General features: G+C 65.2%; 17 protein-coding genes and 1 riboswitch. Of the genes, 8 read left to right on the forward strand and 9 right to left on the reverse strand.

All coding sequences use genetic code 11. The annotated features are described in order from the left end of the window. Nucleotides 1-27: 27 nt before the first annotated feature. The 3 genes from ppk2 to B3T59_RS24335 all read right to left on the reverse strand — a co-directional run bounded on the left by ppk2 (nucleotide 28) and on the right by B3T59_RS24335 (nucleotide 2,553). A complete protein-coding gene (ppk2, locus tag B3T59_RS24325; protein WP_251723486.1) occupies nucleotides 28-882 on the reverse strand; it encodes a polyphosphate kinase 2 in 855 nt (284 codons plus the stop codon). Nucleotides 883-976: 94 nt separating this feature from the next. Beyond that, complete coding sequence (locus B3T59_RS24330; RefSeq protein ID WP_287005342.1) at nucleotides 977-1,963, reverse strand: malate dehydrogenase; 987 nt, start codon at nucleotides 1,961-1,963, stop codon at nucleotides 977-979. A 95-nt stretch (nucleotides 1,964-2,058) separates the two neighbouring features. After that, nucleotides 2,059-2,553 carry an META domain-containing protein gene (locus B3T59_RS24335; protein ID WP_287005343.1) on the reverse strand — a complete coding sequence of 165 codons (495 nt, stop codon included), beginning with the start codon at nucleotides 2,551-2,553 and terminating at the stop codon, nucleotides 2,059-2,061. A gap of 131 nt (nucleotides 2,554-2,684) precedes the next feature. Here B3T59_RS24335 and secA2 point away from each other — a divergent pair, with 131 nt between their 5' ends. The 8 genes from secA2 to gcvP all read left to right on the forward strand — a co-directional run bounded on the left by secA2 (nucleotide 2,685) and on the right by gcvP (nucleotide 12,328). After that, nucleotides 2,685-5,138 carry an accessory Sec system translocase SecA2 gene (gene secA2, locus B3T59_RS24340; protein ID WP_287005344.1) on the forward strand — a complete coding sequence of 818 codons (2,454 nt, stop codon included), beginning with the start codon at nucleotides 2,685-2,687 and terminating at the stop codon, nucleotides 5,136-5,138. A gap of 31 nt (nucleotides 5,139-5,169) precedes the next feature. Further along, a complete protein-coding gene (locus B3T59_RS24345; protein WP_251723517.1) occupies nucleotides 5,170-5,760 on the forward strand; it encodes a CDP-alcohol phosphatidyltransferase family protein in 591 nt (196 codons plus the stop codon). 28 nt (nucleotides 5,761-5,788) lie between these two features. Continuing rightward, nucleotides 5,789-6,193: a glycine cleavage system protein GcvH gene (gcvH, locus tag B3T59_RS24350; RefSeq protein ID WP_251723492.1), complete on the forward strand. Its 405-nt coding sequence runs from the start codon at nucleotides 5,789-5,791 to the stop codon at nucleotides 6,191-6,193. 212 nt (nucleotides 6,194-6,405) lie between these two features. Then, entirely contained in the window at nucleotides 6,406-6,855 is a 450-nt protein-coding gene (gene garA, locus B3T59_RS24355; RefSeq protein WP_005206869.1) for a glycogen accumulation regulator GarA, read from the forward strand. Nucleotides 6,856-6,898: 43 nt separating this feature from the next. Continuing rightward, complete coding sequence (locus tag B3T59_RS24360; protein WP_064865221.1) at nucleotides 6,899-7,585, forward strand: MerR family transcriptional regulator; 687 nt, start codon at nucleotides 6,899-6,901, stop codon at nucleotides 7,583-7,585. A 117-nt stretch (nucleotides 7,586-7,702) separates the two neighbouring features. Next, a complete protein-coding gene (locus B3T59_RS24365) occupies nucleotides 7,703-8,203 on the forward strand; it encodes a bifunctional nuclease family protein (RefSeq protein ID WP_287005345.1) in 501 nt (166 codons plus the stop codon). Between the two features lie 264 nt (nucleotides 8,204-8,467). Beyond that, nucleotides 8,468-9,148, forward strand: a complete 681-nt coding sequence (locus tag B3T59_RS24370) for a MerR family transcriptional regulator (RefSeq protein WP_287005346.1) — start codon at nucleotides 8,468-8,470, stop codon at nucleotides 9,146-9,148. Nucleotides 9,149-9,174: 26 nt separating this feature from the next. Further along, nucleotides 9,175-9,266: riboswitch (glycine riboswitch) on the forward strand. 167 nt (nucleotides 9,267-9,433) lie between these two features. Then, the gene (gene gcvP, locus B3T59_RS24375) at nucleotides 9,434-12,328 is read left to right on the forward strand and encodes an aminomethyl-transferring glycine dehydrogenase (protein ID WP_287005347.1); all 2,895 of its coding nucleotides are present in this window, start codon (nucleotides 9,434-9,436) and stop codon (nucleotides 12,326-12,328) included. A 10-nt stretch (nucleotides 12,329-12,338) separates the two neighbouring features. Here gcvP and B3T59_RS24380 read toward each other — a convergent pair whose 3' ends face one another. From B3T59_RS24380 to B3T59_RS24405, 6 genes are all read right to left on the reverse strand, one after another. Further along, entirely contained in the window at nucleotides 12,339-13,538 is a 1,200-nt protein-coding gene (locus tag B3T59_RS24380) for a substrate-binding domain-containing protein (protein WP_287005348.1), read from the reverse strand. A 67-nt stretch (nucleotides 13,539-13,605) separates the two neighbouring features. Continuing rightward, complete coding sequence (locus tag B3T59_RS24385; RefSeq protein ID WP_287005349.1) at nucleotides 13,606-15,822, reverse strand: malate synthase G; 2,217 nt, start codon at nucleotides 15,820-15,822, stop codon at nucleotides 13,606-13,608. 141 nt (nucleotides 15,823-15,963) lie between these two features. Then, nucleotides 15,964-16,929 (reverse strand): 3-methyladenine DNA glycosylase, encoded by a 966-nt coding sequence (locus B3T59_RS24390; protein ID WP_251723500.1) that lies wholly within the window; start codon nucleotides 16,927-16,929, stop codon nucleotides 15,964-15,966. Next, nucleotides 16,926-18,002, reverse strand: a complete 1,077-nt coding sequence (locus B3T59_RS24395) for a hemolysin family protein (protein ID WP_251723501.1) — start codon at nucleotides 18,000-18,002, stop codon at nucleotides 16,926-16,928. Before B3T59_RS24395 ends, B3T59_RS24390 begins: the two co-directional genes overlap by 4 nt. Continuing rightward, nucleotides 17,995-19,401 (reverse strand): hemolysin family protein, encoded by a 1,407-nt coding sequence (locus B3T59_RS24400; protein ID WP_251723503.1) that lies wholly within the window; start codon nucleotides 19,399-19,401, stop codon nucleotides 17,995-17,997. Before B3T59_RS24400 ends, B3T59_RS24395 begins: the two co-directional genes overlap by 8 nt. Nucleotides 19,402-19,551: 150 nt before the next feature. Next, nucleotides 19,552-20,991, reverse strand: a complete 1,440-nt coding sequence (locus tag B3T59_RS24405) for a GuaB1 family IMP dehydrogenase-related protein (protein ID WP_287005350.1) — start codon at nucleotides 20,989-20,991, stop codon at nucleotides 19,552-19,554. Between the last annotated feature and the right edge of the window lie 80 nt (nucleotides 20,992-21,071).

Here is a 21,071-nt window from a genome sequence, read left to right on the forward strand (position 1 = left end):
TACCGCCGCCGCAGGCGGAGAGAAAGATCAGTCGTCGTGGGTCAGGAGTTCTGCGACGTGGTCGGGAACGTATTTCGACAATGACCGCGGCGGGCGGTGATAGTTTCCGCTCTCGACCGGCTTCTTCGGCAATGACACCTGGGGCCGCGGCACCTCGTGGTAGTCGATCGTGGAGAGCAGGTGCGACATCATGTTGAGTCGAGCATGCTTCTTGATGTCGGACTCGACTACATACCAGGGACTCAGCGCGGTGTCGGTGTGCACCATCATTTCGTCCTTGGCGCGGGAGTACTCCTCCCACCGATAGACCGACTCGAGGTCCATGGGACTCAACTTCCATTGCCGCACAGGGTCGTTCATCCGCGCACGGAATCGTCGGAGCTGTTCGTCGTCGGACACAGAGAACCAGTACTTGCGCAGCAGGATGCCGTCGTCGATCAGCATCTGTTCGAAGATCGGAGTCTGTCGGAGGAAGCGGGTGTGTTCTTCGGGAGTGCAGAAGCCCATCACCTTTTCGACTCCTGCACGGTTGTACCAGGACCTGTCGAACAGAACGATCTCGCCGGGAGCGGGCAGCTGAGCCACGTAGCGCTGGTAATACCACTGGCCGCGTTCACGATCGGTGGGGGCGGGCAGAGCGGCCACGCGCGCGATCCGAGGGCTGAGGTACTCGGTGATGCGCTTGATGGTGCCGCCTTTACCTGCGGCGTCGCGGCCCTCGAAGACGACGACCACGCGAGCACCCGTCTCGCGTACCCACTCCTGCAGCTTGACCATTTCGGTCTGCAGCCGGAAGAGCTCGGCCTCATACACCTTGTTGGAGATCTTCTTCTGCTTAAGCTCGACCGACTGCGACTTTTTCGACGTCGACTTCTTTGACATGTCGGAAGTTTAAGCTGCCGTGAACGATTGGGTGGTCAAGAGTGACCAACAGGAGACCTAGTGGTACCCGGCGTTGTACTCAGCGGCCCCCGCCTCAGCGCCGTGCGGCGACCGCGTCGAGTTCTGACTGCAATTCGGCCACCGACGCGTCGATGCGGGCTCGCGAGAACTCATTGATCTCGAGTCCGTCGACGATCTGCCACGCGCCGTCGACCGATCGGACGGGGAACGAGCACATCAGGCCTTCGGGAACTCCATACGCACCCGGCGAACTGACCGCGGCCGACGTCCAGTCGTCGGCGGGAGTACCCAGGACCCAATCGCGTACGTGATCGATTGCCGCATTGGCGGCCGACGCCGCGGACGACGCGCCCCGAGCCTCGATGATGGCGGTGCCTCGCGCGGCGACCGTCGGGATGAAGTCGTCGACGAGCCAGTCGGTGTCCGCGGCGACGTCGGCTCCACTGCGATCTCCGACGCGCGCGTGGAAGATGTCGGGGTATTGCGTCGCCGAGTGATTACCCCAGATGCTCACCCTACTGATGTCGCGCACGGGTGCTCCGGTGTGTGCCGCGAGTTGCGCGATGGCCCTGTTGTGGTCGAGACGTGTCAGTGCAGTGAATCGTTCGGCGGGAACGTCGGGGCCGCTCGCCGCCGCGACCGCCGCATTGGTGTTCGCCGGATTGCCGACAACGATGACGCGGATGTCGTCGGCCGCGACGTCGTTGATGACAGCACCCTGCTCGGCGAAGATGGCCGAGTTCGCCGACAGTAGATCCGCACGTTCCATACCTTTGGAGCGCGGCTTCGCGCCGACGAGGAGCCCGAAGTCGGTGCCGTCGAAGGCCGCACGCGCGTCGTCGAAGATGTCGACGGAGGTCAGCAGCGGAAATGCTCCGTCCTGCAACTCCATGGCCGTGCCGTGTGCCGCGGAGACCGCCTGGGGGAGTTCGAGGAGCCGGAGCTTGATCGGGCGGTCGGGCCCGAGCATGTCGCCTGCTGCGATCCGGAACACGGCTGCGTACCCGATGCTGCCGGCGGCACCGGTCACGGTGACGACCACGGGGGTGGTGTCTGTCATCTTCGATTTCCTGTCTCGTTGTAGGTGACGTGTCGATGTGTACTCGAGGCGTCGCCGGTCAGGTCTGTGGGGAGGGTCAGATCTGCGCGAATACGTCAGGTCTGTGGATAACCCTCGTTCAGAACGACTTTCGTGTCGCCGTGGGTGAGGGTCAACGTATTACCCTGCAGATCCCAGGTGACCGAATCGGAGAGGAAGTCGGTCAGCCACTTGTCTGCGCCGTCACGCGGCGGGGGACACGCCATCATCGTGGTGGCAAGCTTGTCGGTTCGGAACGTGTTGTCGACGAAGGTCAGCGCACCATTGTGGCGATTGCAGCCGGCCGTTGCCGAAATTCGCCCGGTTTCGGGGAACGAGACCTGCATCGGCCCGTCGCCGGGAATCGGTGCACCGGTCACCGACGTCGACGAGTAGTTCTTGCCCACCAGCACGCCAGGGTCGACCTCTCGTGATGCCGAGTCCGTGCTCCCACCACAGGCGGCGAGGATGAGGACACATGCAGCGCCCAACGACGCGACGGGCAGTCCCACCGGTGAACGAGACGGTGCTGGTCGGTACTGACACGTCGAACCCCGGCGTCGGATGCTCACGTGATTCACGGTAGTCGAAAGCGTCTGTTGGATGCGTCGTAATTCGCGGCCGCGTGGCCGCGTACCGTGGTTGTCGATCCGGGCCGTGACGTCGGAGTTCGGATGAAACGACGAGGTAGGAGAATCGTTCGGTGGGAAAGCTGACGAACAGCATGTGGCGGTTGCTGGGAGCCCAGTCCTCACGTAACCAGTCCAAGTCGGTCGGGTTGATCAAAGAGGCTGACAACTACACCGACTGGGCCGCGGGCTTGGACACCGAGCACTTCCGTGAAGAGGCCGAGAAACTCGAGATCAGTGCCCACGAGAAGGACCGAGCCAAGTTTCTCGCGTTGGCTCGGGAGGCTGCCGATCGCACACTGGGCCTGAGGCCGTTCGACGTCCAGCTCCAGGGCGCGCTACGTCTGCTCGAGGGCGACGTCATCGAGATGGGTACGGGTGAGGGCAAGACCCTCGCCGGCGCGATCGCTGCCGTCGGCTATGTCCTCGACGGCCATCAGGTGCACGTCATCTCGGTCAACGACTACCTGGCCACTCGTGACGCGGAGTGGATGAAACCGCTGTTCGATTCGTTCGGAATCGTCGCAGGCGCGGTGTCGGAGAACTCGACTCGCGAAGAACGCAAGCGGGCCTACGCGGGCGACATCACCTACGGATCGGTCAACGAGATCGGGTTCGACGTGCTGCGCGACCAGCTCGCACAGTCAGAGGATGATCTGGTCTCGCCGACGCCCGACGTCGCAATCATCGACGAGGCCGACTCCGTGCTGGTCGACGAGGCGCTCATTCCGCTGGTGCTCGCAGGCTCGACCGAGGCCGAGGTTCCCGATCAGGCGATCCACGAGGTCGTCGGGCGGTTGAAGAACAAGCACTACGACATCGACGCCGAAGGCCGGAACGTGACTCTCACCGACGAGGGTGCTGCCTTCGTCGAAGAGGAACTCGGCAGCATCAACCTCTACGACGAAGAACACGTCGGCACCACGCTCGTCCACGTGAACATCGCGATGCACGCGCACTACCTGCTCGAGCGCGACGTCCACTACATCGTTCGCGACGGCGGTGTCCATCTCATCAACGCCTCGCGTGGTCGCGTCGCGCAGTTGCAGCGGTGGCCCGACGGCGTGCAGGCCGCGGTCGAGATCAAAGAAGGACTCGCACAGACGGATTCGGGCGAGGTCATCGACACGCTCACCGTGCAGGCGCTCATCGGCCGCTACCCGCGAGTGTGCGGCATGACCGGTACAGCGCTCGCCGCAGGCGAGCAGTTGCGCCAGTTCTACGAATTGCGCGTCTCGCAGATCCCGCCGAACACCGCCAACATCCGTACCGACCTTCCCGATCGTGTGTACGACACGAAGGCCAACAAGGTCGAAGCGGTGGTCAACTACGTCAAGGAGATCCACGAGACCGGGCAACCGGTGCTGATCGGAACCCACGACGTCGCCGAATCGGAGGAGCTGGCCTACTTCCTCGAGAAAGCAGGTGTCCCGAGCGTCGTCCTCAACGCGAAGAACGACGTCGAGGAGGCGAAGATCATCGCGGAGGCGGGTGTGAAGGGCGCGGTCACCGTGTCGACCCAGATGGCAGGCCGAGGCACCGACATCAGGCTCGGCGGTTCCGACGACGATCCGGCGGCACGTGAGGAGGTCGTCGAACTCGGCGGCCTGTGTGTGGTGGGAACCGGCCGTCACGACACCGAACGGCTCGACAATCAGCTCCGCGGCCGTGCAGGCCGTCAGGGAGACCCGGGTTCTGCGGTGTTCTTCAGCAGTCTCGAGGATCCGGTCGTCACCAAGAACCTGGCGTTCAAGCGGGACCCGGTCTCGTCGGAACCCGACGGATCGATGGGACAGAAGGGTATCGACCTGATCGAGCAGGCTCAGCGTGTCGCCGAGGGCGTGATGCTCGAACTCCACGCCAACACCTGGCGCTACAACAAGCTGGTCAATCAGCAGCGTGAGATCGTCGTCGCACGTCGGATGAAGCTGCTCACGACGGACACCGCCCTCGAGGAGCTCGCCGAACTCGAGCCGGAGCGCTACGCCGAACTGACCGGGACCGCGAGCCCGTCGGCAGACCGCGAAGACACGGCAGACAAGGCAGACAAGCCCGACAAGGCGGCGGCGAAAGAGTCGGCGGCTGACAAGGACCCGGACGACGCGGTGGCCGACACGACCGACGAGGCTGAATCCACCCCCGCGACACCCGTCGAGCCGGTCGACCGCGATGTTCTCGTCCAGGCGGCCCGCGAGATCATGCTCTACCACCTCGACCGCGCCTGGGCCGATCACCTCGCCTTCGTCTCGGATGTGCGCGCAAGCATCCACCTGCGGGCGATCGGCAAGGAGAGCCCGCTCGACGAGTTCCATCGGCTGATCCTCGCCGAGTTCGGCGAACTGCCGAACGAGGCCGTCGAGAATGCGCGTACAACGTTCCGTGACGTTGCGATCACCGCTGACGGCGTCGACCTCGGTTCCGCCGACCTCCACCGATCGACGACGACGTGGACCTACATGGTCCACGACAACCTGTTCGCGTCGGGCGGGGCCAAGACCCTGCAGGGCGTCATCGGCATCTTCCGCTGACGTGGACGACCACCCCGAGTCCGTGAGCTCGATGTCGCGGATCGTCACGGTTCCGAACGTGCTGAGCGTGCTGCGTCTGGCGCTCATCCCGGTGTTCCTGTGGCTGTTGCTCGACGTCAAGGCCGATGCCTGGGCGTTCTGGGTACTCATGTTGTCGGGCTTCACCGACTGGGCCGACGGCAAGCTGGCTCGCCTGCTCAATCAGTCGTCGCGTCTCGGTGAACTGCTCGATCCGCTGGCCGACCGGCTCTACATCGTGATCATTCCGGTCGCCTTTGCGATCAGGGGGATCATCCCGTGGTGGATCATCGGCATCATCGTGGCGCGTGACGTGCTGCTGTTCGCGTCCGGTCCGCTGCTGCGCAGTCGGGGACTGCTGGCTTTACCGGTGCTCTACATCGGCAAGGCAGCGACATTCGCGTTGATGAGTGCGTTCCCGTGGTTGCTTGCGGGACAATTGGATTCGGTGATCGGCACGATCTGTTATCCGATCGGTTGGGCGTTCCTGATCTGGGGCGTAGCGCTGTACGTGTGGTCATTCCTGCTGTACTGGGCGCAGACGATTGCAGTGGTAACGAAGATGCCGCGTGCTGGCGTGCCGACCGGCAGGGACATGGCCTAAAGTCTCGGTGGACTAGAAAGGGGTCGACGTGACCGATACCAATGTGCCGGCTGAACTGAGCTACACCCCCGAACACGAGTGGGTGCGCAAGGTCGATCCGACCACGGTCCGAGTGGGGATCACCGACTACGCGCAGGGGCAGCTCGGCGACGTCGTGTTCGTGCAGCTCCCGGAGATCGACAGTGAGGTCGAGGTGGGCGAGTCGTTTGCCGAGGTCGAATCGACCAAGAGCGTCTCGGATATCTTCGGGCCGCTCAACGGGACGATCTCGAAGGTCAACGACGAACTCGACTCGTCGCCCGACCTGGTCAACTCGGAGCCCTACGACTCCGGTTGGCTCGTCGAGATCAGCCTCGACGACGCATCGGTCCTCGACGCGCAACTGGCCGACATGCTCGATGCAGATGGCTACCGGGCCGTGATCGAAGGCTGACCATTCCCGGGGTATGGGAAAGTATGATCGTCGTTGTCGTGGCCGAGTCGCACGTGGTTGCGTTCGGCACAGGCGGTACGGTTTAGCCAACGGAAATCGACGTCGCATCTGCGGCGTCGGGTGGCCTGGTGCGAGACCTCGCAGCGCGTGAGCGCGGACGCCGACGGTGAGTGCACTCAAGGTGACGAACGGATGAGGACGAAGGAGAAGCGGTGAGCGATAACGACAACGGCTACGAGGCGCCGGTGGAAACCACATCGGTGTTTCGCGAAGAGTTCATCAATGAACTCGACGCGGGCGCGGCGACCTCGAGCGAGCCGGCCGACACGGGTGTCGAGCGGTTGTCGCCCGGTACCGCATTGCTCGTCGTGAAGCGTGGCCCGAACGCCGGTTCTCGCTTCCTGCTCGACCAGCCGACCACATCGGCGGGGCGGCACCCCGACAGCGACATCTTCCTCGACGACGTCACGGTGAGCCGTCGACATGCCGAATTCCGGTTGGGAGACAACGAGTTCCAGGTTGTCGACGTCGGCAGCCTCAACGGCACCTACGTCAATCGCGAGCCCGTCGACAGCGCGGCTCTCAGCAATGGTGACGAGGTCCAGATCGGAAAGTTCCGGTTGGTCTTCCTGAGTGGTCCGCGCGACGGTTCCGGCGCCTGACACCGTGCCGGCCTCGACTGCGGACGCGCGCGGCGGGGGATCGATGTCCATCGGGTCGGTCCTCGCGCTGCTGCGCGAGGACTTTCCCGATGTGACGATCTCAAAGATTCGTTTCCTCGAAGCCGAAGGGCTTGTCACGCCCGAACGCGCGCCGTCGGGCTACCGGCGATTCAGTCAGTCCGACTGTGAGCGCCTGCGTTTCGTGCTCACGGCACAGCGCGATCGCTACCTGCCGCTCAAGGTCATCAAAGAGCAACTCGACGCCATCGACCACGGCGACGGGGGATTCGGCGCAGGTGGCACACCTGCACTGTCGACGGCGCGCAGCGTCGTCGCACCGGCCACCGACTTCTCGGCGCGTGGTGGTCGCGTCTCCCGCGAGACTCTCATCGAGCGAACCGGAGTCGATTCGGCGTTCGTGACCGAACTCCAGCGCAACGGTCTACTGACATCCGGACCTGCAGGATTCTTCGACGAGGACGCGGTACGGCTCGTCGAAGCCGCAGCGGCCCTCGCCAACTACGGCGTGGAGACCAGACATCTGCGCGCGTTCAAGGTGTCCGCGGATCGTGAGGCAGGACTCGTCGCTCAGATCGCCAACCCGATCGCGAAGGGCAAGGGCACCGGTGCCCGTGACCGTGCCGAGGAACTCATCCGCGAAATCGCCGCACTCTCGGTGACCCTGCACACGCAACTGGTCAAGCAGGCCGTGCGCGGCGTGCTCGATTGACGTCCTTCTCGACGATTGCGACACGGCGCGCCGGTGCTGTGTATCTCGCCACGACGCCGCTGCGGGTCCAGTCGGTGTAGCGTCGATGGCAATCATTGACGGCTCGGGAGGTGCGAGATGAGCGAGATGCGTGTGGTGGGCATTCGAGTCGAGCCGCCGCAGAGTCAGCCGGTTCTGCTTCTGCGTGAAGTAGACGGCGAGCGCTACCTGCCCATCTGGATCGGGCAGAGCGAGGCGGCGTCGATCGCGTTGCGCCAAAAAGGGATCGAGCCGCCCCGGCCGCTCACCCATGACCTCATCGTGAACCTCATCGAAGAGTTCGGGCAGACACTCGTCGAGGTGCGCATCGTCGACATGCAGGAGGGCACGTTCTACGCCGAGATGGTCTTCTCCGGCGATGTGCGGGTGTCGGCGAGACCGTCGGATTCGATCGCGGTCGCGATGCGCGCCGAGGTGCCGATCATCGCCGATGAGGAAGTCCTCGCCGAGGCGGGCCTGTTGATTCCCGACGAAGAATTCGAAGACGGTCCCGAGGCGAAAGAGGACGAGGTGGAGAAGTTCCGCGAATTTCTCGACAACGTTTCGCCCGACGACTTCAAGGCCAGCGGCGGAGCCTGACTCGGCGGACGGTTTCGTACCTTTCTGTATAGCGCTGCAGCGACACGTCACGGTTCCGTATCCTGAAGATCACCGTTTGTCTCGATCTCAAGTTGAGGTTGAGTCTTAGGGCGCGTCGCATTGATTCGGCGCATCGCCGCGACATACGGTCACGCACGTGATCGTCGGGGACACACCCGATGGTGGAGAGCAGATCGGGTTCGGCGGCGTATCGTGGTTGCAGGTCCGCACCGGTCCGATCCGAGCGTGGCGAGGGAGTCTGCAGTGGGCGATATGCCGTTCGACGGTGAAGATGGTCAGCCGTCAGACAGCGAGACGGCGACCGACGGCAGCGTCGGCGTGGAAGCCGAGCACCCGTCGGACAACCCGACCCCGCGTCGCAGGGCTACCCAGGGCAGTCTCGACGACATTGCGCCGGGACTCTTCCCCAACGACACCGTTCCCGACGAACTCGTCGGCTACCGGGTGCCGAGCGCGTGCCAGATCGCCGGAATCACCTACCGACAACTCGATTACTGGGCACGCACATCGCTTGTCGTGCCCTCCATCCGCGGTGCGGCGGGCTCGGGCAGTCAGCGTTTGTACTCCTTCAAGGACATCCTCGTCCTCAAGATCGTCAAGCGTCTGCTCGACACGGGTATCTCGCTGCAGAACATCCGCGTCGCCGTCGATCACCTGCGCCAGCGTGGCGTCGAGGATCTCGCCGGAATCACCCTGTTCTCCGACGGCACCACCGTCTATGAGTGCACGTCTGCCGAAGAGGTCGTCGACCTGCTGCAGGGCGGACAGGGTGTGTTCGGCATCGCGGTGAACGGTGCCATGCGAGAGCTGACCGGCGCCATCGCCGATTTCCCCGGCGAGCGAGCCGACGGTGGGGTCACCGAGTCGGCCCCCGAAGACGAACTCGCAGCGCGTCGCAAGAACCGCACTCGCCGAACCGGATGAGCGTACGGGTAGACTGAGGAACGCGTCGCTGCAGTACGGGAGAGCGTCATCTCGAATGGCCGCCGAAGGAGCAACACCTCCTCGTCAAACTCTCAGGCACCCGGACCGTACTGTCGACGGCGTCTCTGGAAAGTGGTGACGGCCAAGCCGTTACCCGCCCACGGTGAAAGGTCTCGTGTCATCGCTGACACGATGACTGAATCTCTCAGGCGCCGCCCCGCGGCATGACAGAGGGGGAGGGCCGACCCGCCGGTACGACCGGTGCGCGCGAGAGGTTCCACCCCCATGACATCCGTCGATGCCTCAACCCCTGAGATCCGCGGCTCCGAGTTCACGTCTGCTGCCTTCGTCGACCGCCACGTGGGGCCGGATGCGGACGAGACCGCCAGAATCCTCGCGCTCCTCGGCGTCGAGTCACTCGACGAGCTCGCTCGGCAGGTCGTGCCGTCGCTGATCCTCGACGATCCGTCGGACAACGGGCTGTCGGCACTCGACGCCCCGCTGACCGAGCAGGAGGCGCTCGAGCGTCTGTCGGCGCTGGCATCGAAGAACACCGTCAACCGGTCGATGATCGGTCTCGGCTACTACGACACCATCACGCCCGGCGTGATCCTGCGCAACGTCGTCGAGAATCCGGCCTGGTACACCGCGTACACGCCCTACCAGCCGGAGATCAGCCAGGGCAGGCTCGAGGCACTGCTGAACTTCCAGACGATGGTCTCCGACCTCACGGCCATGGAGGTGGCGAACGCGTCGATGCTCGACGAGGCCACCGCCGCCGCCGAAGCCATGACACTTATGCGGCGCGCCGGAAAGTCGAAGTCGAATCGGCTCGTCGTCGACTCCGATCTCTTCCCGCAGACCAGGGCTGTCATCGACACCCGCGCACTGCCGCTCGGTATCGAGGTCGTCGAGGCGACGCTGAATCCGGGGCTGCCGGGATGTGGGCTGCCCGACGGCGACTATTTCGGTGTCATCCTCCAGACGCCGGGAGCGTCGGGTCGAATCCTCGACGTCGCGCCGATCATCGACGCCGCGCACGAGGCCGGTGCACTGGTCACGGTCGGGGCCGATCTCCTCGCACTGACCCTCATCACGCCACCCGGAGAGCAGGGTGCCGACGTGTGCTTCGGGACCACCCAGCGATTCGGCGTTCCGATGGGCTTCGGTGGACCGCACGCAGGCTACTTGTCGGTGCGCGCCAAGCTTTCTCGTCAGCTCCCCGGGCGTCTCGTCGGTGTCTCCAAGGACGCCGACGACAACCTCGCATACCGATTGGCGCTGCAGACGCGTGAGCAGCACATCCGCCGCGAGAAGGCGACAAGCAACATCTGCACCGCGCAGGTGCTGCTGGCCATCGTGGCCGCGATGTATGCCGCGTACCACGGACCAGAAGGCTTGCGCGCCATCGCACGTCGGGTACACGCACATGCCGTGACGCTGGCCGACAGTCTGAGCGCTGCCGGATTCAGCGTCGAACACGCGACCTTCTTCGACACGGTGCAGGTCCGCGTGGACGGTCGTGCAGACGCGATCGTCGCCGATGCCCACCGCGCCGGAATCAATCTGCGCAGGGTTGATGCCGACACGGTGTCGATCGCGTGCGACGAGACCACCTCGGCCGCAGACGTCGACGGGGTGCTGGAGGTGTTCGAGGTGGCAGGTGTGATGCCCCGCGGCTTCGCGCAGTCGATCGAGACTCGGACGAGCGAGTTCCTGACGCATCCGGCATTCAACAGGTACCGCACAGAGACGTCGATGTTGCGCTACCTTCGCGCCCTGTCGGACAAGGACATCGCGCTCGACCGCAGCATGATTCCACTCGGATCATGCACTATGAAGCTCAATGCCACCACCGAGATGGAACCCATCACCTGGCCCGAATTCACCCGGCTGCACCCCTTCGCGCCGGGCAGCGACGGCGCAGGCATTCGAGAACTGATCGCCAACCTCGAACAGTGGCTGGTGACGATCACCGGCTACGACAGCGTGAGCCTTCAGCCGAACGCAGGTTCGCAGGGTGAGTTCGCCGGCCTGCTCGCGATTCGCCAGTATCACCTCAGCCGGGACGACGCCGCTCGTGACATCTGCTTGATCCCGTCGAGCGCGCACGGCACCAACGCGGCATCCGCGGTGATGGCGGGCATGCGCGTCGTGGTCGTCGCATGCCGCGAGAACGGTGATGTCGACGTTGATGACCTGCGCGCCAAGATCGACGCTCATGGCGAGTCGCTGGCCGCGATCATGATCACCTACCCGTCGACCCACGGTGTGTTCGAGCACGACATCCGCGACATCTGCGCGGCAGTCCACGATGCAGGCGGTCAGGTCTACATCGACGGCGCAAACCTCAACGCGCTGGTGGGTGTTGCGCGGCCGGGTCGGTTCGGCGGCGATGTCAGTCACCTGAATCTGCACAAGACCTTCTGCATTCCGCACGGTGGCGGTGGTCCGGGCGTCGGGCCGATCGCGGTGCGCTCACACCTGGCACCGTTCCTGCCCGGACATCCCCTGGCCGACGAACTGCCGGGTGCGGCAACTATTTCGGCGGCGCCGTACGGCTCGGCGTCGATCCTGCCGATCACCTACGCCTACATCGCCATGATGGGCGCCGAGGGGCTGCGTCGCGCCACCCTGACCGCGATTGCGTCGGCAAACTACATCGCCCGACGCCTCGGTGATCACTACCCGGTGCTCTACACCGGCGACGGTGGATGGGTCGCGCACGAGTGCATCCTGGATCTTCGCGGGCTGACGAAGGAAACCGGCGTGACCGTCGACGACGTCGCAAAGCGATTGGCCGACTACGGGTTCCACGCGCCGACGATGAGCTTCCCGGTGGCGGGCACCCTGATGGTCGAGCCGACCGAGAGTGAGAATCTCGACGAGATCGACGCCTTCTGCGACGCGATGATCGCCATTCGTGCCGAGATCGACAAGGTGGGCGACGGCACCTGGACGGTCGACGACAACCCGCTGCGCGGAGCACCGCACACCGCGGAATGCCTTGTCGCCGAGTGGGATCACGCGTACTCACGCGAAGAAGCGGTTTATCCCCAGGGATTGCCGTCCGCGGGTGCGCGGGCCAAGGTCTTCCCGGCGGTGCGACGTATCGACGGCACCTACGGAGACCGCAACCTCGTCTGCTCGTGCCCGCCGATCGAGGCGTTCGCGGACTGACCGCCTTGGTTCAGGCGGAGGGGCCGAAGTCGCGTCCGTAGACGAGTTTGTTGATCGTCACGATGGCCGAGTTCTCGGGCTGCGGCATCGGCTCCTTGGTGATCGGGAATCCGACGGTCTTGGTCGCGGGCGGAAGTGGTGCGTTGCCGCGGAATCCCTGCGACGTCAGTAACGACAGGTGCTTCTGGTCCTGGGCGAAGCGGAAGAAGTCGGCGATCGCGGCGCTCGCCACGGGCGTGACCTGATCAGCGGCGAGCCGGATGATCGGGAAATCGGCAAACGGAGTCGGGCCGCTCGGCACGATCTCGGCGAGACGGGCCGTCGAATCCTCGCGGGTGAGTTTGTAGAGCTGCTGCTCGGTGATCGGAACAGCGTGAATGGGCGAGGTTTTCGCGTCGGTGGCGTCGCGCATGACCGTCGCCGCGCCGACGGGACTGCCGTCGGGTGATTGGGGCGCGCCGCCGAGCATCGCACCGACGCTCGACGCGACGCGATCGGATGCGGCGTCGTCGTTGGTCAGTGGCCCGGTGGTGCGCATGACGCGCATGGCCACCGCCTGTGCGGCGAGCGAGGAGGCGTCGGACTGCGTGCCGAGCGGCATCGCCATGCGCAGTGAACCCCAGCCCGTGATGTCGAAGTCGCGGAGGCTGTCGTCGCGTTGCTGCAGCGTCGGGACCTGGCCCCAGTCGATCTTGCCATCGATCTTGCTGCCCAGTTCTGCTGACGTCGCGAGAACCACCGGTGAGGTCACCAACGATGTCGGTGTGCCCTCGAGTGCCGACGGTTTTGCCTGAGCCAACTCTGCGGCCCATACCGACGACTGCGGAATCCACGCGGCGGGAAACGCTCCCATCGACGCGGCATCCCAGTTTCCGGCCAGTCCGTCCAGGGTGGTCTTCGCGTCGCCCGCACGTACGGCGACGGTGATGCAGTGGTCGCGGACGACGGGTTTGCTCGCACCGAACTCGCGAGCGATCGCGATCAGTGCCGGAGCGACGTCGGGGTCGGCTACGACATCGACTGTCGCGGGCCCCTCGATGCACGAGGCAGCGGCAGAATCAGCCTGCTTGTCGAGGTGGTCGCCGAGTTGCTGCCATGCCACGATCACGGCGGCTATCAGCACGAGAGCGAGTAATACGAACACCAGCCCGCGGCTGACCCCACGCTGCCTGATTCCGCTTCCGCCACCGGTTACCCGATGATGCGCCACTACCGCCTCCGTTGTCGCGTGCGAGGTCCCGGACAGACAGGGCGTCCGTCCGGGACCTCACGCGTGTTCACGCCTTGGCCGCGGCAGCCTTGTACTCGCGGCGCTTGCGATGCAGGATCGGCTCGGTGTAGCCGCTCGGCTGCTTCGCTCCCTCGAGGATAAGTTCCTTGGCGGCCTGGAATGCGATATTCGTGTCGAAATCCGGAGCCATCGGCGAATAGGTCGGATCGTCCGCGTTCTGCCGATCGACCACCGGGGCCATCCGCTCGAGGGCAGCGACGACGTCGTCGGCGGTGACGATCCCGTGATGAATCCAGTTGGCGAGGAGCTGGCTGGAGATGCGCAGCGTTGCGCGGTCTTCCATGAGCGCGACGTCGTGGATGTCGGGAACCTTGGAACAGCCGACGCCGTGGTCGATCCAGCGCACCACGTAGCCCAGGATCGACTGGCAGTTGTTGTCGAGCTCTTCCTTCTTCTCCGCATCGGACCAGTCGGTCTTCGGTGCCAACGGAATGGTCAGGATGTCGTCGACCGATGCCGGGTCGCGCTTGGCGATCTCGTCCTGGCGCTCGAACACATCGACGAGGTGGTAGTGCATTGCGTGCAGTGTGGCGCCGGTGGGTGAGGGCACCCACGCGGTGCTCGCGCCGGCCTCGGGCTGCGCGATCTTCTGCTCGACCATGTCGGCCATCAGGTCGGTCATGGCCCACATGCCCTTACCGATCTGCGCCTTGTGCTGAAGACCGGCATGCAGACCGATGTCGACGTTGGAGTCCTCGTAGGTGACCATCCACTTGGCCTTCTTCATCTCGCCCTTGCGGATCATCGCACCCGCCTCCATGGAGGTGTGGATCTCGTCGCCGGTGCGGTCGAGGAAGCCGGTGTTGATGAACACCACACGGTCTTCTGCGGCCTTGATCGAGGCCTTGAGGTTGACCGAGGTACGGCGCTCCTCGTCCATGATGCCGACCTTGAGGGTGTTCTCCGGCAGGCCGAGAACCTTCTCCACGCGGCCGAACAACTCGACGGTGAATGCGGCCTCGTCGGGTCCGTGCATCTTGGGCTTGACGATGTAGATCGAACCCGTGCGCGAGTTCTGCAGACCGTCTTCGCTCAATCCGTGAATGCCCGCGAGCGAGGTGACCAGAGCGTCGAGGATACCCTCGGGCACTTCATTGCCCTCGGCGTCGAGAACAGCGGGGTTGGTCATCAGGTGGCCGACGTTGCGCACGAACAGCAGCGAACGACCGTGCAGGTCGAAGCCCGTACCGTCGGGCGCGGTGTAGGTCCGGTTGGGGTTGAGTACGCGGGTGAACGTCTTGCCGCCCTTGCTGACCTCTTCGGATAGGTCGCCCTTGTTGAGTCCGAGCCAGTTGCGGTAGCCGAGGACCTTGTCGTCGGCGTCGACTGCGGCGACCGAGTCCTCGAAGTCCATGATCGTGGTGATCGCCGACTCCATCACGACGTCCTTGATGCCTGCCGGGTCGGTCTGCCCGATCGGCGACGACGGGTCGATCTCGATGTCGAGGTACAAGCCGTTGTGGCGCAACAGGACCGACGCGGGCGACGCCGCGTCGCCGGTGTAGCCGGCGAACGCTGAGGGATCTGTGAGGGTCGACGTCGTGCCGTCGGCGAGCGTCACCTGGACGGCACCGTCGACCACGGCGATCTTGGTGACGTCGGTGTAGCTGCACTGCTCGAGCGGAACAGCCTTGTCCAGGAAGCCCTTTGCGTACGCGATGACCTTGTCGCCGCGAACCTTGTTGTAGCCCTTGCCCTTCTCGGCGCCGCCCTCGTCGCTGATGACGTCGGTGCCGTACAGGGCGTCGTAGAGCGAGCCCCAGCGTGCGTTGGACGCGTTCAGCGCGAATCGCGCGTTGAGGATCGGCACGACGAGCTGAGGTCCGGCCGTCTCGGAGATCTCACGGTCGACGTTGGTGGTGCCGATCTGGAAGTCGGCGGGCACCTCGGCGAGGTAGCCGACATCGGTGAGGAACTGCTTGTACTCGCCGAACACCGCGGGGTCGGAGAAGTCGACGCCCTTGTGGTCGCGGTGCCACTCGTCGATCTTGCTCTGCAGGTCGTCACGCACTGCGAGCAGCTCACGGTTGCGGGGTGCGAGGTCGTTGATGACGGCAGCGGCGCCCTTCCAGAAGGCGTCCTTGTCGACACCCGAGCCCGGAAGCGCCTCGTTGTTGATGAAGTCGTAGAGGACGGTGGCGACCTGAAGGCCCTCCACATTCGTGCGGGCGGTGGAGTCAACGGCAGGGGTCTGGTCCGACATAAGAGCCTTCCTTCTCCGGTGGCCCGGAAGCCGGTGGCGTTGCGGCTTCGGTGTCGAATCCGCGCACGTCATCAGCCCTCATCGGGACAACAGGGGCGATCGTGAACGCGCTCCATGTTACCCGCGAGGTAAATCGCGTCGTCAGCAGGCGTCGAGCAGCACGCCGAGGTGAGAACGCAGCGTGCCACGCAGCTCGGCGCCACGATCGGCGATGGCCGACTGCTCGCGTACGTACTCGGCGCGCCCCGCGGGCGTCTCGATCTCGACTGGCGCGTAGCCGAGGTCTCGCAGGTCGTAGGGGCTCGCTCGCATGTCGAGCTCGCGGGCGGTGAGTGCGAGCTCGAACGCCTCGAGGGTCAGCTCCGCGGGCATCAGCGGTGCGAGGTTGATGCAGGCGCGGTACAGGTCCATGGTCGCGTGCAGACAGCCGGGTTGTTCATGCTCGATCTGCGTCTGCCGCGACAACGGCGACTCGTTTCGTGGACGAGCCGCGTCGGTGAAGAAGCGGAAAGCGTCGAAGTGTGTGCACCGCAACGGCATCGATTCGACGACGGCGTCGGTGGCGGCCGGTCCGAGCCGCAGCGGGACGGAATGTCGGGGAGCGTCGGTGCGGTAGACCATCGCCCACTCGTGCAGACCGAAGCACCCCAGGCGGGCGGGGCGGGATGCAGTGGCGTCGAGAAGTGCACAGGTGGCGAGCAGCGCGCCGCGACGCTCGTTCAAGAATGCGGGGTCGACGGTCACGCCACCGTCGGGAGTTCGGGTGTAGCCGCGAAGGGTCGACAGTTCGTCGAGGACGCGCGCTTGGCCGCGGTCGCCCGTAAGACCCGGCGCCGCCAGCACGACGCCGTAGCCGGGATGCCAACGGCGTATGTGTGAGGGCCGTGCCGAGTAGTAGGTGAACAAGAAGTCGAGGACGGGGTGCTTTTCGCCCTGCGCCCTCGACCGCAGGTAGGGCCCGGCGAGATCTTCGACGCGCGACTCGTGTTCGGCGCGACGCGCCTGCCAGACGTCGGGAGATAAGACGTCAGGGGATAAGACGTCGGGGGAGAGGACAGGGTTCGAGAGCTCGACGTGGCGGCCGGGAGTCGCGTGCGCCACGGTCATACCCGATGCGTCTCGTCGCGGACGGTGCCGACGAACTCCTCCACGAGGTCGGCGAGCGCCACGATGCCGACGGTGCGTCCCGAATCGTCGACCACCGCACCGAGGTGCGAGCTGGTGCGGCGCAGGGCGCGCGTCGCGTCGTCGAGTGGGGTGTCGATGCCGATCACCGGAAGTGGACGGATCTTGTCGACGCCGATGATCGTCTCTTGACCGACGTTGTCGTCGAGGATGTCGTCGAGCACGTCCTTCAGGTGGAGGTAACCGGTGAAGGTGCCATCGAGGCCGCGCACCGGGAACCGGGAGAAACCGGTGTCGCTGACCGCTCGCTCGACCGACCCGAGGGTGGGGCCGACGCCACCGGTCACCGGATCGACCTCGACGTCGACGCTGCGCATCCGATCGAGCGGGATCATCACCTCAGACACCGTGCGGGCGACCGACCGTAGTGCGCGGGTCAGACGCTCGTGCTCCTCCGCGTCGATCAGGCCTTCCTCACGGGACTCGCCGAGCATCTGCGCGAGTTCGACGGGCGAGACCGTCGAATCGAGCTCGTCCTTCGGCTCGACGCGCAATGCGCGAAGCGTGATGTTCGCCAGCCAGTTGTAGAACGCGATGAGCGGGCGGACGATCTTGATGAAGCCGAGGTGAACGGGGACGAGCAGCATGGCTGCGCGTTCCGGACCGGCGAGCGCGATGTTCTTGGGCACCATCTCACCGAGCAGGATGTGCAGCACCGCAACGAGTCCGAGTGCCACGGCGAACGAGATCGGGTGCAGCAGGGAATCGGGCACGTGTGCGACCTCGAGTGGTAGCTCGAGGATGTGTGCGACGGCCGGCTCGCCGACCCGGCCGAGCAGGATCGAACAGATCGTGATGCCCAATTGGGCGCCTGCCAGCATCAGCGAGAGATGCTCGCTCGCGCGGATCACCGTGCGGGCCCGTGATTTTCCACTCTCGGCGAGCGCTTCCAGTCGGTCGCGACGTGCCGAGATGAGGGAGAATTCAGCGCCGACGAAAAATGCGTTGCCCGCGAGCAACACCACGGTGAGAACGATTGCCCATGCGTCACTCACCGTGAACTCCCGGGCTGTCGCTCGTTGCGTCGTCGGAGGTAGTGGGTGTCAGTCGCACGACGTCGACGCGTCGACCGTCCATCGCGACGACGGTCGCATTCCACGGGGTGGTGTCGAACTCCTCGTCGGATTCGTCTTCGTCGTCGTCGCGCAGAGACACCACCAACGGGAGGTCGACGGAGTCGCCTGCTGCCGGGATGCGACCGAGTTCGTTCATGACCAGCCCGCCGAGCGTGTCATACGGGCCATCGGGAGCGCGGTAGCCGGTGGCGTCTGCGACCTCGTCGATGCGGAGCAGTCCCGACAGCAGGTATCCGTTGGCGTCGACCTGGACGTCGGCGCGCTCGTCGTCGTGCTCGTCGGTGACGTCGCCGAGAATCTCTTCGATGAGGTCCTCGGTCGTCACGATTCCGGCAGTGCCGCCGTACTCGTCGATCACCACGCAGACCTCCATGCCGTCGGCGCGGATCTGCTCCATCAGCGCGTCGCCGTCGAGAGTCGTCGGGACGGTGGGCACCGAGCGTGCTATCGACGAGAGGGACGTCGAGAGTTGTTCTTCCGGGGCGACGGTGAACGCCTGTTTGATGTGGACGACCCCGATCATGTCGTCGAGATCGCCGTCGTTGACGATCGGGAAGCGTGAGTGTCCGGTCCGCGACGTCGCCATGACGAGGTCGCGAATCGTGTCGTCGCGGTCGAGGTATTCGACCGTGACGCGCGGTGTCATCAGATCTTCTGCGGTGAGTTCACCGAACTTGAGTGACCGATCGACGAGCATCGCCGTCTCCGGGTCGATCGACCCCTGCTTGGCCGAGTTGCGTACGAGCGAACCGAACTCCGATGGTGACCGCGCTGACCGTAGTTCCTCGGCGGGTTCGATACCCATCCGACGGACGATCCAGTTTGCGGCACCGTTGAGACCTCGAATGACCCAGCGGAACGCCAGCGAGAAGTAGGCGAGAGGGGCCGCGGTGGCGCGTGCCACCGCCATCGGGCGCGCGATGGCGATGTTCTTGGGGACCAGCTCGCCGAGCACCATCGACAGCGACGTCGCGATGAGCAGCGCGAAAACGAGTGAGAGGACCGACGCGACCGATTCGCTCACACCCATCGCGCGGAACACGGGGCCGAGGATCTGTGCCAGCACCGGCTCGGCGATGTAGCCGGTGATCAGCGTCGTGATCGTGATACCGAGCTGTGCGCCCGAGAGCTGGAACGACAGCGTCCGGTGCGCGCGCTGCACGATGCGTGAACGACGGTCGCCACGCGTGGCGACCTCGGATTCGACGGCTGACCGTTCAAGCGCGGTGAGGGAGAACTCGGCTGCGACGAAGATCGCGGTACCGAGGGTCAGCGCGATGAACCCGATCAGGCTGGCGACGATGATCAGCGCCTGCACGTGTCACCTTCGTGTCGAGACAGAGCGTCCGGTGCCTGTGGCACAGGCGATCCCTCCATGACGCACCGAGTGGCTGGGGACAGCGCCACGGAGTCGGTGCGCTCCGTGGGCAATGCAGACCATTCTAGGTGCCGCGTCGACGGCGAGGGCTCACCAACCTGTCGGTAGCGGTTTGCCCTCGGCGAAGCCTGCGGGCGACTGCACTCCGAGAACAACGCGCTCGCGCAGTTCGCCGAGAGATCGCGCGCCGGTGTAGGTCGCCGTGCTGCGCACACCCGAACAGATGTGGTCGATGAGGTCCTCGACGCTCGGGCGCTCGGCGTCGAGCTTGATCCGCGAACTGGAGATGCCCTCCTCGAACAGCGCCTTGCGGGCCTGGTCGAAAGCGCTGTCGGCAGAGGTGCGTGCTGCCACAGCGCGCTTGGACGCCATCCCGAAGCTCTCCTTGTAGAGTGCGCCCGACGCGTCGCGCTTGAGGTCGCCGGGCGACTCGTAGGTCCCCGCGAACCACGATCCGATCATCACGTTCGACGCTCCCGCGGCAATGGCCAGTGCGACGTCGCGAGGATGGCGTACACCACCATCGGCCCACACGTGCTTGCCGAGTTCTGCTGCGGTGGTTGAACATTCGGCGACAGCGGAGAACTGCGGCCGTCCGACGCCGGTCATCATCCGCGTCGTGCACATCGCGCCGGGCCCCACGCCGACCTTCACGATGTCGGCTCCGGCGTTGATGAGGTCGCGTGTGCCCGCGGCCGACACGACGTTTCCGGCGGCCAACGGGACGCCGAGGTCGGCCGTTGCGACAGCTTCGAGCGCCGAGAGCATCTTCTCCTGGTGGCCGTGTGCCGTGTCGATGACCAGAAGGTCGGAACCGGCGGCCACGAGCGCCTTCGCCTTGCCGACGACGTCGCCGTTGATGCCGACGGCCGTCGCGATGCGGAGGCGGTTCTCGTCGTCGACGGCGGGGCGGTAGATGCCGCTGCGCAGTGCGCCGGTCCGGGTGACCACGCCGGTGAGACGTCCGTCGCCGTCGAGCATGATCGCGGCGTGCTGGTGCGCGGCGTCGAGGATCTCGAAGACCTCTCGGACGTCCGTTCCCGCGGCCACCGACACGAACCCGCGGTCGAGGACGTCGCCGAGTCGGGTGAAGCGGTCGACGTCGGTACAGGCCGCCTCGTCGACGGTGCCGACGGGCCGACCGTCACGGTCGACGACCACGACGATGCCGTGCGCACGTTTGGTGATCAGTGCGAGCGCGTCGCTGACCGAATCGTCGAGTTCGAGCGTGACCGGGGTATCGGCCACGAGGTCGCGCGACTTGACGAACGCGATGCTCGATTCCACGGCCGGGATCGGCAGGTCCTGCGGCAACACGACCAATCCACCCCGGCGGGCAACGGTTTCAGCCATCCGCTTTCCGGCGACAGCGGTCATGTTCGCGACGACGACGGGGATGGTCGTGCCGGAGCCGTCAGAAGACGCGAGGTCGACGTCGAAGCGGGAGATCACGTCACTGCGTGACGGAACGACGAAGACATCGCCGTAGGTGAGGTCGTAAGCGGGCGAGTGTCCCGAGAGAAAGCGCACGTACACACACAGTACCCGGCGATGACTCGGCTGCGATCGCGGGTTGTTGCCGTTCGGCGCGTCGGGCGATCGGGGTCTTT

The sequence above is a fragment of the Gordonia sp. UBA7860 genome (assembly GCF_002500165.1).
Taxonomy (GTDB): Bacteria; Actinomycetota; Actinomycetes; order Mycobacteriales; family Mycobacteriaceae; genus Gordonia; species Gordonia sputi.

Bases quoted from the DNA above. Each gene is read 5' to 3' on its own strand.
- ppk2 (WP_251723486.1), bottom strand. From the start codon at position 882: ATGTCAAAGAAGTCGACGTCGAAAAAGTCGCAGTCGGTCGAGCTTAAG.
- B3T59_RS24330 (WP_287005342.1), bottom strand. From the start codon at position 1,963: ATGACAGACACCACCCCCGTGGTCGTCACCGTGACCGGTGCCGCCGGC.
- B3T59_RS24345 (WP_251723517.1), top strand. From the start codon at position 5,170: ATGTCGCGGATCGTCACGGTTCCGAACGTGCTGAGCGTGCTGCGTCTG.
- B3T59_RS24360 (WP_064865221.1), top strand. From the start codon at position 6,899: ATGTCCATCGGGTCGGTCCTCGCGCTGCTGCGCGAGGACTTTCCCGAT.
- B3T59_RS24365 (WP_287005345.1), top strand. From the start codon at position 7,703: ATGAGCGAGATGCGTGTGGTGGGCATTCGAGTCGAGCCGCCGCAGAGT.
- gcvP (WP_287005347.1), top strand. From the start codon at position 9,434: ATGACATCCGTCGATGCCTCAACCCCTGAGATCCGCGGCTCCGAGTTC.
- B3T59_RS24385 (WP_287005349.1), bottom strand. From the start codon at position 15,822: ATGTCGGACCAGACCCCTGCCGTTGACTCCACCGCCCGCACGAATGTG.
- B3T59_RS24390 (WP_251723500.1), bottom strand. From the start codon at position 16,929: ATGACCGTGGCGCACGCGACTCCCGGCCGCCACGTCGAGCTCTCGAAC.